This window comes from Pedobacter sp. PF22-3 (genome assembly GCF_026239555.1).
Taxonomy (GTDB): Bacteria; Bacteroidota; Bacteroidia; order Sphingobacteriales; family Sphingobacteriaceae; genus Pedobacter.
In genome coordinates this window covers 213,531-226,684 of the sequence record NZ_JAPIVP010000009.1, presented here as the reverse complement: position 1 = coordinate 226,684, position 13,154 = coordinate 213,531, and the positions used below count along the sequence as shown (strand labels likewise).

The 13,154-nt window shown below is 38.4% G+C and carries 10 protein-coding genes; 4 read left to right on the top strand and 6 right to left on the bottom strand.

The window, feature by feature from the left end; genetic code table 11:
• Positions 1–22: 22 nt before the first annotated feature.
• Positions 23–910, bottom strand: a complete 888-nt coding sequence (locus OQX63_RS13650; protein ID WP_265851421.1) for an inositol oxygenase family protein — start codon at positions 908–910, stop codon at positions 23–25.
• A 483-nt stretch (positions 911–1,393) separates the two neighbouring features.
• Between OQX63_RS13650 and OQX63_RS13645 the strand changes: the two genes are divergently transcribed.
• From OQX63_RS13645 to OQX63_RS13635, 3 genes are all read left to right on the top strand, one after another.
• On the top strand, positions 1,394–2,410 hold the full coding sequence (locus OQX63_RS13645; RefSeq protein ID WP_265851420.1) for a LacI family DNA-binding transcriptional regulator: 1,017 nt from the start codon (positions 1,394–1,396) through the stop codon (positions 2,408–2,410).
• Positions 2,411–2,534: 124 nt separating this feature from the next.
• Entirely contained in the window at positions 2,535–4,163 is a 1,629-nt protein-coding gene (locus OQX63_RS13640; RefSeq protein WP_416276532.1) for a sodium/sugar symporter, read from the top strand.
• A 48-nt stretch (positions 4,164–4,211) separates the two neighbouring features.
• Positions 4,212–5,630: a glycoside hydrolase family 28 protein gene (locus tag OQX63_RS13635; protein ID WP_265851418.1), complete on the top strand. Its 1,419-nt coding sequence runs from the start codon at positions 4,212–4,214 to the stop codon at positions 5,628–5,630.
• Between the two features lie 49 nt (positions 5,631–5,679).
• Here the strand turns inward: OQX63_RS13635 and OQX63_RS13630 are convergent, their stop codons facing one another.
• Positions 5,680–5,973 (bottom strand): hypothetical protein, encoded by a 294-nt coding sequence (locus OQX63_RS13630; protein ID WP_265851417.1) that lies wholly within the window; start codon positions 5,971–5,973, stop codon positions 5,680–5,682.
• 180 nt (positions 5,974–6,153) lie between these two features.
• Between OQX63_RS13630 and OQX63_RS13625 the strand changes: the two genes are divergently transcribed.
• Positions 6,154–6,477, top strand: a complete 324-nt coding sequence (locus tag OQX63_RS13625) for a TfoX/Sxy family protein (protein WP_265851416.1) — start codon at positions 6,154–6,156, stop codon at positions 6,475–6,477.
• Positions 6,478–6,679: 202 nt separating this feature from the next.
• Here OQX63_RS13625 and OQX63_RS13620 read toward each other — a convergent pair whose 3' ends face one another.
• From OQX63_RS13620 to OQX63_RS13605, 4 genes are read right to left on the bottom strand one after another with little or no spacing between them, the layout of a single operon-like run.
• Positions 6,680–7,660 carry a type IX secretion system membrane protein PorP/SprF gene (locus tag OQX63_RS13620; protein ID WP_265851415.1) on the bottom strand — a complete coding sequence of 327 codons (981 nt, stop codon included), beginning with the start codon at positions 7,658–7,660 and terminating at the stop codon, positions 6,680–6,682.
• Between the two features lie 19 nt (positions 7,661–7,679).
• On the bottom strand, positions 7,680–8,624 hold the full coding sequence (locus tag OQX63_RS13615) for a gliding motility-associated C-terminal domain-containing protein (protein ID WP_265851414.1): 945 nt from the start codon (positions 8,622–8,624) through the stop codon (positions 7,680–7,682).
• 35 nt (positions 8,625–8,659) lie between these two features.
• Entirely contained in the window at positions 8,660–9,352 is a 693-nt protein-coding gene (locus OQX63_RS13610) for a hypothetical protein (RefSeq protein WP_265851413.1), read from the bottom strand.
• Positions 9,353–9,373: 21 nt separating this feature from the next.
• Positions 9,374–12,292, bottom strand: a complete 2,919-nt coding sequence (locus OQX63_RS13605) for a hypothetical protein (RefSeq protein WP_265851412.1) — start codon at positions 12,290–12,292, stop codon at positions 9,374–9,376.
• Between the last annotated feature and the right edge of the window lie 862 nt (positions 12,293–13,154).

Below are 13,154 nucleotides of genomic sequence, written 5' to 3'. Positions count from 1 at the left end.
TATTAATGTTTGGAGATAGAATTTAAAATTTAATAGTGGCTGGTAAATATTTAGCCACCAGCGCTTTGTAATAAGGTTCTAGTTCTGCCCAGCTTTTCTGATTGGGGTTTTTGGAATATAAATCGTAAGGATTAAACAGGTTAACCCATTTAAACATTTCGTGGTCCTTTTCATTCATCAGGTGTTCGTATGCATTTTCCCTGTGCTGCGAATAAAAAGAATGGTAACGGAGCATGTATAAGCCTGGTTCCGGCAGGTAGGGTTTCATCATGTGGTATACATATTCATCATGGCCCCAAGACATATCTACATTATCCAGCCCGCAATTTTGAGTATAAACCCCTAATTTGGTTTGATAAATTTCATTGTTATAATCTGGATTCTGACTGAAAAATTCCGGATAAACAATTTTATCAGAATAAGCACAACCAACCGGGAAAGTATCGCCCACCACAGCCCATTGTGGTTCGCCGAATAAACAAAGTACTTTACCCATATCGTGGATTAAGCCTACCAATACCATCCAATCGGGGTGGCCGTCGTTTCTGATGGCCTCAGATGTTTGCAAGAGGTGCTGCATCTGGTCTAAATCGGTATCAGGATCAGAATCATCTACTAACTTATTTAAAAAATCGAATGCACTCCAGATGGGCATCTCTTGCTTGTCGAACTTTAAGTAATCAGCTTTTTTCTGTTTTACAAAATCGTACGTTTGATAGGTATGGTTTAGCCTGTAAAATTCTTTTACGCTGTCCTTTTCTGTTTCTTCGTAATTTCTGAACTGTTCTTCTTTTTTATCAGCATTGATACTTTTGGGATCTGGATAGCGGGTTAATATATCTTCTTCCCATTGATCAAGGTTTTGCAACGGATTTTGATTATCCTTTGAAGGTGGACTTTGGGTTTTCATAAGGCTAGAAATTGATTTGTAAGAAAATTTTTGTTGGTTGTTGGGTTAAAGTTGAGTTTTTGAAAGCTTAATATTTTATGTTTCACCAATTTTATTTACTTAAACGATTACGTAAAATCTAATTTTTTATTAAAAAATGTAAATTAAAGTGCTTAAATTTAGGTAGTTAAGGTTTTTTAATCTTTTTAATGATAGTTCTATGTGTGAGGACACGTTAAATAAACAGGCAAAAGAAAAATAATGAGAGGTGATGTTGCGATTATTTTATATTTTCGTTCGCTGCCAGATATTTATTTCAAGCAGGAAAAGATATTCGGTGGGGTAATCAGCTAACTTATTAGAACATCCAACTACAATGGTTATATTATATGCCCATTGAGGCTGCTGTTTTTGAAAATGTTGCTGGTGAAACATAGGAAAGTGTTGTCTTATCGCAACTTTGGTGGTAAAGGGTACACAAACCTTGCAAACTAACAAAACAAAATGAAGAACATGGGGGAAGCAGTTAATATTAAGCGGTTGGCTCAGGAGTTGAATATTTCTATCGCAACTGTTTCTAAGGCGCTCAACGACAGTTATGAAATCAGTTTAAAAACCAAAAACAGGGTATGGACCCTGGCCAAGGAACTGAATTATACCCCAAATCCGGCAGCAAGTAACCTCCGCAGCAATAAAACCAAGACAATAGCAGTTGTTATACCCTGCGTAGCCAATAATTTTTTCTCTTTATCTATAATGGGTATTGAAGAAATTGCCCGGCAGTATGGTTATCATGTACTCATTTATCAAACCCATGAAAATATTGAAGCAGAAAAAGCATTTACCAACAGTTTGTTAAATGGGCGTGTAGATGGTATTCTAACTTCTGTATCAAGCAGTGAATACAATAGTGAATATTATGCCAACCTGGTCAAGAAAATTCCTTTAGTCTTTTTCGATCGGGTATATGAAGGCCTCGATGCGGTTAAAGTAACTACAGACGATTATGAAATAGCTTTTCAGGCCACTGAACATTTAATTGAGTGTGGCTGTACCAAAATTGCCTATTTATTTGGGCTCGAAAACCTTCCCGCTGGTAAGTCAAGGTTTGCCGGTTATTGCGATGCATTGAAAGCGCATGGAATAGCAGCTTCCGAGCAACTTATTGTTAAATATCAGGATGATGAAGAATTTAATCTCCAACAGATAAAAGAATTGCTGGGGAAGTACAAACCAGATGCACTTTTTTCTTCTATTGAAGAGTTTATCATCCCTGCTTATTGTGCCTGTAGGGAAATGAATTTACAGATTCCGAATGATGTTAAAATGCTCAGTTTTTCCAATCTGAGTACAGCCAAACTCTTAAGTCCTTCGCTTACTACAATTTCACAACCTGCCTTCGAAATTGGGCGTGAAGCGGCAAAATCCCTATTCAAAATCCTCAACAATAAACAACTGGATGATGAACAGAATATCATACTAAAATCGGTACTCACCAAGCGCGAATCTACAGGCTGTTAACACTATAAATCTATGTTATCGCTGTTAGGTACGCGAAAACGTTTACGTAATTAAATAATTAAATTAAACCTTCAACATTGGGATTTTTTCTGACTTTTAAAAAAACCAAATGTATAAGCTCCCTATGAATCATTTGTCTGCATTCGACTATGTTATTTTTTTAATGTATTTTGTAATTGTTTCGGCATACGGATATTGGGTTTACCGGAGCAAGAAAAAAAAACGTACGGATACCAAAGATTATTTTCTGGCAGAAGGTTCGCTTACCTGGTGGGCAATTGGTGCTTCTATTATTGCTTCTAATATTTCTGCAGAACACTTTATTGGGATGTCGGGTTCAGGTTTTGCGATGGGCCTTGCCATTGCCAGTTACGAATGGATGGCTGCAGCTACGCTTATTATTGTAGCCATATTCTTTCTGCCCATATACATCAAAAATAAAATTTACACCATGCCACAGTTTTTGTCTAACCGTTACAATAATACGGTAAGTACTTTAATGGCGGTTTTTTGGTTACTTGTTTATGTATTTGTAAACTTAACGTCTATTTTCTTTCTTGGTGCCATTGCTATTGAAACGATTACAGGCATTCCATTTAACATATGCATCATTTTTCTGGCCATTTTTTCTGCCATTATTACCCTGGGCGGTATGAAGGTAATCGGTTATACGGATGTAATACAGGTTTTTGTTTTAGTGGCCGGCGGACTGATTACCTGTTACATGGCACTTAAACTTGTGGCAGAGAAGTTGGATGCACCAAGTGTTTTAGCCTCGCTTCCTTTGTTACGGAGCGAAGCATCTGATCATTTTCATATGATTTTTGCTAAAGGAGATAAATTTTATAACGAATTGCCTGGTATTGCGGTATTGGTAGGTGGTTTGTGGATTAATAATTTAAATTACTGGGGTTGTAACCAGTATATCGTTCAAAGGGCACTAGGGGCCGATTTAAAGACAGGACGTAACGGGTTAATATTTGCCGCGTTTTTGAAATTACTTATTCCCGTAATTGTTGTCATCCCAGGCATTGCGGCCTATGTGTTATATCAAAGAGGGTATTTTCACTCCGAAATGCTTGATGCAGCAGGAACGGTTAAACCCGACCACGCCTATCCTGTACTCATGAATTTATTGCCTGCAGGAATAAAAGGATTGGCTTTTGCTGCGCTTACGGCTGCTATTGTAGCCTCGTTAGCCGGAAAATGTAATAGCATTGCCACCATCTTTACACTGGATATTTATAAGAAATTTATTAAACCAGAAGCTTCAGAAACGCGGTTGGTTTCAGTTGGTCGCTGGTCGGTAGTGGTTGCCTCTTTAATTGCGATCGTTATTGCGCCTGCATTGCGCAGTTTCGATCAGGTTTATCAGTTTATTCAAGAATATGTTGGTTTTATTTCGCCGGGTGTTTTTGCTATTTTTTTATTGGGCTTTTTCTGGAAGAGAACCACTTCGCGTGCAGCGCTTACCGCTTCCTTATTAACCATTCCATTATCTACATTTTTTAAATTCTTGCCTACTTTAACCAGCGGCGCTATCGAACCCATTCCTTTCTTAAACAGAATGTCGTGGGTATTTATGATTATAATGGGATTGATGGTTTTGGTAACATTAACCGATCCGAAAAGTAAAGATAACCCACAAGGACTTGAAATTGACAGCAGTATGTTTAAAGTTACGCCTGCATTTACCATTGCCTCGGTTATTATCTGTGGTATTCTTGCAGCACTTTATACCGTTTTTTGGTAAATAAGGCTGCTTAAATAACTGAATATATTTGTTTATAACGATTTGAAAATGAAGATTAGAGTTTTACTTTTTTTTGCGCTGTTGATTTCTTTCAGCGGGATGGCCCAAAATAAATTATACAATATTAAAAACTACGGTGCGGTTGGCGATGGCAAAACAAACGATGCTGCTGCCATTCAGAAAGCCATTAATGCCTGTTCTGCTGCTGGGGGTGGACAGGTAATTGTACCTGCCGGGAACGTATTTATGGCAGGTCCTTTTAACTTAAAATCTTTTGTTGATTTAAGGGTAGAAGGTGGTGCAAAACTCTTGGCCAGCCCTGATGAAAAACTGTATATTCAAAGTGCTTTTAGAGAAAATAAGGGCGAAGGTACCATTTGGATTGGTGGAGAAAAACTTGAGCAGGTAAGTATTACCGGAACAGGGGTAATTGATGGCAATGGAATTTCGTTTATGGGAGAGGAGCTAAGCGACTCTTATGTTTTAAAGCCTTTTAACATTGTAGACCCAAGACCGCATTTGCTTACGCTAATTGGCTGTAATAAGCTGAACATAGATGGGGTAACGTTTCAAAATTCTGCTTACTGGACCGTTCATTTGGTAGGTTGTAATGATGTTTCGATATCGAATATCACATTGCTGAACAGCATAAAAATCCGGAATAGTGATGGCATTGACCTGGATCACAGTAAAAATGTACGGATTACCAATTGTTTTATCGAATCTGGTGACGACTGTATCTGCTTAAAAAACAGGCGTGAGTTTGAAGAATATGGTGCCTGCGAAAACATTGTAATCAGTAACTGTACCATGACTTCAAGTTCATGCGCTATTAAAATAGGTTCTGAAAATATGGATCGGATCAGTAATGTACTGATCAATAATTGTAATATCAGAAAGAGCAACCGCGGTATTGGAATTCAAAACCGTGATGAAGGGACCGTAGAGAATGTAATTTTCTCTAACTTGTTTATCGAATCGAAGCTTTTTTCAGATGTATGGTGGGGCAAGGCAGAGCCGATTTATATTACCGCCTATCCAAGGGCAACCAGCAATAATAAAGATGCTGGCTGGCGTTTGCCGAAAGGCCAAACCAAGGGCAAGGTTGGGGCAGTTAAAAATATTTATTTTAGTAATATCCGGTGTATTGGAGAAAGCGGTGTATACATTAGCGGAGAAAGTCCCGATAAAATTTCCGAAATTTATTTTGACCAGGTGAGTGTTTATCTGGATAAAACAACAACTGAAGCAGGCGGTGTATACGATCGTAGGCCAAGCAATGTTGAAGGGCTTGTTAAAAGTGCCATTGCAGGATTTTATTTTGAAAATACCGGTTACATCAGCCTAATGAACAGTAACGTATCTTGGGGTAAAAATAAACCTGCTTATGCAGGAAAGGCCTTAGAGAAAAAGAATGTGAATAAAATTAAAACGATTAACTTTAGCGAAACTACAGTAGAGAAGTAAAGAAATTTTAATACTGCAGTTACATTTTGCCCAGCTAGTGCGGCTACATTTAATGCATGGGTTGAACTGTTGCCGGCTTCTTGGTATTCATGGCGATTTCAGTTAATGCAGTATTGATTTCGTTAATGGTTTTAATACTGAAAACGTGCCTGCCCATTAACCATCTTTTAATTTCATCAGGATTAATATCCAATATGGAAGCAAGGTCGTTTTCTGTAGAACCATTTGCAGTAAGTATTGCGGTGGTTTTATGGGCAACATCAAGGTTTAGCTGTGCTAGTTTCTCAATTGCAGGATTTCCTGTTTCTTCAAGCCAGATCGAAACAAAATCGTTTTCTTCCATTTTATTCTTTTAAATTAGAACACACATTACTTTAAGTAGCAACTGTCCGTTTTGGCCGCAAATTTAGTGATTAAACGTATTATTGCAAGTCAGAACGGAAATAAGATACCTAGCGACGTTAGACATAGTTAATGTTTAACCCTAATAATACTCAGGTTCAAAATAAATCAATTCAAAAAAATGGCATCCGATCAGAAATTTGTAGATTTTATAATCGATCAGTTTAATCATTCAGGTAGGGTGACCTATAAAAAGATGTTTGGTGAATACGGATTGTATTTTGATGATAAGTTATTTGCCCTTGTATGCGACAACAAGTTGTTTGTTAAGCCAACTTCAGCAGGAAGAGCATACATCAAAGATGTGGTAGAAGCGCCGCCTTACCCAAGCGCAAAAAATCAGTTTCTGATTGAAGAGCAGTTGGAAGACCGCGATTGGTTAAAAAAACTGGTAGCTATCACAGTTGCTGAACTGCCCGATCCCAAACCCAAGAAAAAGGAATAATGGTATTAAAGAAGTAATGCGCACTGAGCTTGAAAAATGTGGCATGCACTTAGTTTTCAGAATGTAGCAGTGGCCCCGTCAATGCCATTTATTTTTATTGGAAGAAAAATGGTTTACATGGCTGTTAGCGTAACCATGGTGAAGGTTATAACATTGGCGTGGTCTAACACCGGTTTCATGAATAACCTGCATTTATTAATATCTAAAAATAACACTTTGGCCTTCGGCTCTTTTTGGTTACAATATAATAGCCCACTGAAATTTCGTGTGAGCCGTAATCATAATTACTCAGTTTATTAAGGCTATAATCATAACCATATCCGATGCGTAGGTTAGATCTTACAAACAATTCGCTGATGAAACCAACTGCAGCTCTACTGTTTAATCCGGCCTGCAGGTTATCTTTAGGATAAATTTTTACTGAAGTGCGATAAACTATGCCAAACCAAAATCGCTCTTTTACGAGTAAAAAGGCATTTAAATCCAATGAGGTTGGTCCATGTAAATCGTCTTTAATTAAAAAGGTAGGTTTAAAAACAAAATCGTCATTTACAGGTAGGGCAACTCCTGCACTTAAATAAAAATGAGGCTGAATTTTAACGTTTAGTGAATTGTAATCGTCAAATACTGATAGGCTTTTAGACAAGAGGTTATTTGCCGAAAAACCGATAAAAAATTTTTCATTTGAATAATGAATGCCTGCGCGTATATCGGGCATGGTCTGGCTTATTGATCCGGTCGGGATCCGGTTATCGCCCATTTCAATAGGGTCTAATAAATTGCCGTTTAAGGCTGTCTGGATTACGCCCACACCTAAACCGAATGCGAGAATATTGGTTTCAGTCCGATCAAGCTTTATTCTGTAAGCGAAGTTTGCCGATGCATTTATATTACTTTGTGCGCCAATTTTATCCTTGGTTACAATCAACCCCAGGCCCAAACTTTCGTCATTTATAGCTTCATCTGCAGATATAGAAAGGGTTTGCGGTGCTCCACGAACGCCGGCCCACTGTGCCCTGGCAAAAGCTTGCAGGTAAAGTTCTTCCTTATAACCCGTGTAGGCTGGGTTGATATACATGCCATTAAAAACGTATTGTCCAAACTGGGCATCTTGCTGCGCCAAACCCTTGACAGATGATATCGTAATGATCAAAAAAAGAAATATCCTTTTTAAAATGTTCATGTCTGTATTTTGTTTTACTTTACCTGACTACCGTTACATAACCTTTATAATCTTGCCAGGTAGCTGTTCCATTTCTAACTTTAATTACATAGAAGTAGGTTCCATCCGCTAATCCCGGAGCAGTCCAGTCGTTTACGTAGTGGTTTGATTGATAAACTGTGCTTCCCCAACGGTTAATGATGGTTACTTCATTCGACTCAAAAGATTCCAGGTGTTCAATAAAAAAAGTATCGTTTTTGCCGTCCCCATTAGGCGTAAATACATTTGGTATTCTTAAACCTGAAATCTCTTTTTTATCTGTTGATGTATTATTGGCCAGGTTAGGATCAAATTCTGATGCGATTACAGTAGCTGTATTACTCACCATGCCCGCTTGCTTTGATTTTACCTTGATTACCAGTTCAGCAAACTTGCCATTTGCCAGTAATGGAATATTCCAGTTAATTGTTCGGCTTAGCGCATCGTAAATGGCTACTCCATCTGTGGGCTGATTCAGGTTTTCCAAAGAGAGGTTATCAGGAAGCGCGTCTTTAATCATCAGTTGAGTGGCATTATCAGCACCATTATTTCTAACATTCAGGTAATACTCAAAAACCTGATCGCCCACTACAATCTTCGATTCTGATCGCTTTGTTATGGCTACATCTGCAATAAGTTGTGGCAGTATAATAACCCCTATCTCATCCGAAATATCCGATGTACAACCAAATTTATTGATGCTAGCTACTTTATAAATGCCAGCGGTTGCAGTAATAAGTGTTGATTTCCTTTGCCCCTCTATTAACACATCATCCTTATACCATATATATGAAGCTGCCCCAGCCGAATTTGCACGCAAAACTACCGACGACCCTTGTCTGATCGAAATAGTTTGCCGCCCGTTGGGTGCAATTTGGCCCTTTGCTGTTTGAATAAAAAACAGCAATATAGCCAAAGCCAGAAAGGAGTATATCCTTCGCTTCATTTATACATCAATGTGATGAAAACCTAAAAATCAGTTTAGAAAGTAACTGCTGTTGCAGTGCCAGTAATGGTTCCCGGCGTAATGGTTGGTTTAACCGGTTTAGCTGTTACGTTAACATCATGATCTGCCCATTGTGCGCAATATTTATTGCCATTAATTACATAACCCACTTTTAACCTGTGTGTTTTTGTTCCAACAGTTGCCGGAGCCGTTGGCGTATAATCTTTTGCTGTTGCACCAGATATAGCCGTTTCAACTCCTCCTGTTACCGTATACCACTGATAGGCCAAATCTGGAATGTTTGTGGCATCAGGATTGGTAACAGCGCCAACTTGTGCCAATGGACTTTCGAGACAGAAATCAGCTGGCGTAAAATTAACAACCAAAGGTTTAAGCACATATACCGGAATTTCCTGTAATTCAGATTCGCAGGATCCATCCACTGTTGATTTTGAACTTAAATAATAATACCCGGTTTTTAAATCTGCCACTGCGATTTTATTTCCCGAAACTAAAGGAACACCTAGACTTGGTGTTGTGGTTTGTGTTGCACTATACTTAACAATCCAGACTGCACCTGCTGGTGCTGCAGGCAACGTAAGGTCTGCGCCTTCGCAGAATAAACTAACGCCGCTGGTGGTTGGTAATACCTGGGCCGATACTCTTGAAAATGTGCCGATTAATAGAAGTGTAATGGCTAAAATTGTTTTTGTAATTGAAGTGTTCATGGGGACGATTTTTTTGTTTGTTTAATATGTTGAATTAGTTTGTAGCATCACATGTGGTGCTGATGGTCTTGGATTTATTTTAATGTTGAAATTAATTTGAGTACTGCAACCCGCTGTATTTTTAATGGTCAACACTCCTGAGTGTTGGCCTAAAGCTGCATTTACTGGAATGTTAAGCGGAATATTTCCTGGTGGCAAGGGTTGATTGCTAACCGGATCAAAACCTGGTGTATTCCAGATGATATTATATTGTGTTGGATTATTTAGCGGATTGGTGTAAGGCAGAGATGAAGTGTTAAATCCCTGACATATTTCGGGGTCATCGCCCAGGGTTAAATTGGGGAGGGCACTTACCGTTACAGGAAAATCTGTCTTTTTCTCCACACATCCCTTTGCGGTGGCTGTTATAGTGGCTGTTCCCGTAAATGTATTATCCCAGGTTACTATGCCGCTATTTGCATCAATAATACCTGCCGCTAAAGGTAATATGGAGTAAACTATACCTGTAGCATTTGTTGCAGTTGCAACATAGGTATCGGTTCCGGCACCAACACAACGTTTATCTGTTAAGCCACCATTAAAAACAGGAGCACTTACATTCCCATTTACGGTTATCTTACCGGTTATGGTGAGCGGGCTTCCTGCAGTATTGGAAACAGTATAGGTTTTCGGTGGGCCAGCTATAGTAGGTGTACCAGAAATGGTGAGTTTTTTGGTAGATGGAAGATAGTTATGCGTAATTCCGCTTGGCAAACCGGTAACAGCAACATTGGTTGTGCCGGATGGAATATCAAAAATAATGTCGTTTATGGCAGTACCTATGCATACTTCTCTATCACCAGAGCCGGTAATGGTTGTAGCAGAGCTCTGATCGTTATTACTTACCTGATCGGGTTGCGAACCGGTAATAGTAGCTGTGTTTACATTTGTTCCGGTTTTTACCACTTTTGCAGTAATTGTTAAGCTTATATTTACATTACTGGCCAAATCGCCGATTGTCCATATGCCCGAAACAGGATCATAACTTGTACCTGACGGTGCAGTACTGGAAACATAGGTAAAGCCAGTAGGTAGCAGATCGCTAACTGATACCCCAACAGCATTGCCATTTCCTAAATTTTCGGCCTTGAGGGTAAATACCACATTACTGTTTAACTCCGGGTAAGCTACATTAACCGTTTTAATAATAGATCGGTCTATATTACAAAGTGAGATTTTTAAAGGGAGTGAAGGTGCACTAATGCCACAATCCAATCTATAACTAACAGTATAATTACCCGAAGCGCTAGCCACATAGGTATTGTTATTTGCTCCACTTATCGGATTTCCGTTAAGATACCATTGATATGAAGAAGCATTCGGATTTGCCGTAAGTGTTGCCGATGCACAGTTGTTTTGTGATAAAACCGGTTGATCTGCTTTTTCTGGGAAACGTGAAATAAAGTTGGACATGGAGAAACCACCGCCTTGTTGCACCATCGTTACGGTAAGTCGTTCTGGGCTGTTAATGATGATTGTTTTTGGTGAGCCAATGTCTGCTTTAGTAAAACTGATTAAATATAAACCGGAAGTTCCTAAAGCTTTACGGGTACCGATACTTGGTATCGTTTCGATATCGGTGTTCGTATAATTGGTTGTACCCAATTGCGTTGTTAGATAGATTTTAGCTGTACTTTTTGTAATGATGTAACCAAAATAAGATAAATCACCGTTGTTATAAGCGGTGAATTTGGTGGTTTCTACTTTTCTAGACCCCGAACAAGTGGATATTGGCACTAAAGTCGCAACATCAACCTCGCAACCACCACCAGATGAAATACCAGCCGTACCTGAAAACACTTCTACATTTTTATTGGCTTGAATTCTTGATGATGAATACCTGCCCGTATTTATACCTGGATTTTCGTAGCTATAAGTTCCGTTAATATAACCATGAGCAAAAGTTTTAAAATCGCCAGCTTGTGCCAGGGTATAGGTAGTTACTCTTTTCTGAACACCGTTCAGGTCAAAGTCGGTAACGGTAACTACGGTGTTAGCCTCTGTTGCAATCACTGTAGTCTGCTCGGCGGTTGAATTACCCTCTCCTCTAACCACTACGTACTCTTGCCCCAACGATGCTATTGGTGGAATTGGATTGTAGGCGCCATCCCCACAGCCTCCGGGTGCATCCAGATCTGCAGCGGTATTCATTACAGCCGATCCTGATGATTCTACTAAGGTTCCCATTGGTGCCGTAAAGAGATAACTCTGTCCGGCATTTAATGTAGCGGTAGCCACACCTCCAATTTTAACAATGGTGTTGTTTTCGGTGGCCATAATGCTATATATTGGAGGGTGGCTACTCCCCGCAAGATTGCCATCGCGATAGTAACCTACACGAAAAGACGTTCCAATTGCGGCATCACCGAAACTAAAAAGAGAGGCGTTGCCTTTAATATCGGAATCAGTACCGTCAGTTTTTCCTAAATCATCAGAAGCAACATTTCTTAAGTTAACAGAAATAGATCCTGTTGCTTCTACAATTAATCCGGCTCCCGTTAATACCGTATTTAGGGGATGCGCAGGCACGTCTTTAGGCAATCCGGTGAAGCGTTGTACGTAAGGTGTACCTTGCGTACAGGTAAAATTAAATAATAGTGTACCATCACTTTTCTTTATCGTTCCGGTAACGGTTCCAATATCTGATGTAATAACAATTTCGTTGGCTTTACTCCAATATTGCCATGGGGCCGGGGCGATATAATGTTTAGAATAGCTGCTTTCCGATGAAGGTTTTAAGATGTCAGTATACGCTTTTGAGGAAAAAGAAAAGGATAAGTTATTAAAGCTGGCAGTTGTTATAGTTTTAATTTCATCGCGCGCTAATGCAATATTTGCTGAGCAAAGCAATATTAATCCCCATAATCCAATAAATAAAAATTCACGTAGAGCTTTAATCATAAACAATGAATGGGAACCATTTTGCTTAACATGAATCTAAATTTTTTTAAAGTTGTTGGGCTTTAAAAAACTACAAAATAAATCAATTGCCCATTAAAATTAGGCTTGCTTTATTCTTTGTCAAAATGTCATTTTATAGGGATCCAGTAGTCGAAAATAATTAAAAAATTGATTTAAAAAATATCTTTAATATTAATTTTTAATTTAGTTTAAAGCATTTGGAGGCGCTTTTTGCACAAATTAAGTCATTTGTAATTCTACTTAGACGTCTTTGGTTCGATATCATTTATTTTTCTTTGGGATAATTTATTTTTTTTTGATGAATAATTTGTTTTTGATTAATTACGTAGTTTTTTTAAGTATAGATTTTGTTGAAAAGCATTTAGATAGAAGAATATTTTTTTTCAAAGCAAAATCATCCAATTGATATGTGGATATTAATTAGATACGTCGCTTAAAAAGTTTAGACCTGGAATTCTTATTTAAGGATTTGCGCTTTCTGGCTCAGAAGTGTGAGGCGTTTCGCCTAAAGGGGCTATGCCACAAGCTGCCCATATAAATTTAAAAACATTGAGGAATTCGCATTGGATGTCCCTTTCAGATTGTATTTCATTTTCCATATTGTAGCGCTTTAATCTGATGATAAACAAAAAATGACTGGTTTTGTGTGAGCGAACATCATGTTTTAATATAAGTATACTGTTCCTTAAATGTTAAGAAATTAACTTACTTTATTTCAGAATGACTGCTGCAACCTAATCTTGGAATGCGTACCTTAAATTGCTTCTAAATGTCCTTATAAAAATCCCTGTAATAGTATTTGTTGCTGCACTAACAAAGTTAAGTCCTGCTGCAGAAGATG

Coding starts and splice junctions, on each gene's coding strand:
- OQX63_RS13650 (WP_265851421.1), bottom strand. CDS start 910: ATGAAAACCCAAAGTCCACCTTCAAAGGATAATCAAAATCCGTTGCAA.
- OQX63_RS13645 (WP_265851420.1), top strand. CDS start 1,394: ATGAAGAACATGGGGGAAGCAGTTAATATTAAGCGGTTGGCTCAGGAG.
- OQX63_RS13640 (WP_416276532.1), top strand. CDS start 2,535: ATGAATCATTTGTCTGCATTCGACTATGTTATTTTTTTAATGTATTTT.
- OQX63_RS13635 (WP_265851418.1), top strand. CDS start 4,212: ATGAAGATTAGAGTTTTACTTTTTTTTGCGCTGTTGATTTCTTTCAGC.
- OQX63_RS13630 (WP_265851417.1), bottom strand. CDS start 5,973: ATGGAAGAAAACGATTTTGTTTCGATCTGGCTTGAAGAAACAGGAAAT.
- OQX63_RS13625 (WP_265851416.1), top strand. CDS start 6,154: ATGGCATCCGATCAGAAATTTGTAGATTTTATAATCGATCAGTTTAAT.
- OQX63_RS13620 (WP_265851415.1), bottom strand. CDS start 7,660: ATGAACATTTTAAAAAGGATATTTCTTTTTTTGATCATTACGATATCA.
- OQX63_RS13615 (WP_265851414.1), bottom strand. CDS start 8,624: ATGAAGCGAAGGATATACTCCTTTCTGGCTTTGGCTATATTGCTGTTT.
- OQX63_RS13610 (WP_265851413.1), bottom strand. CDS start 9,352: ATGAACACTTCAATTACAAAAACAATTTTAGCCATTACACTTCTATTA.
- OQX63_RS13605 (WP_265851412.1), bottom strand. CDS start 12,292: ATGATTAAAGCTCTACGTGAATTTTTATTTATTGGATTATGGGGATTA.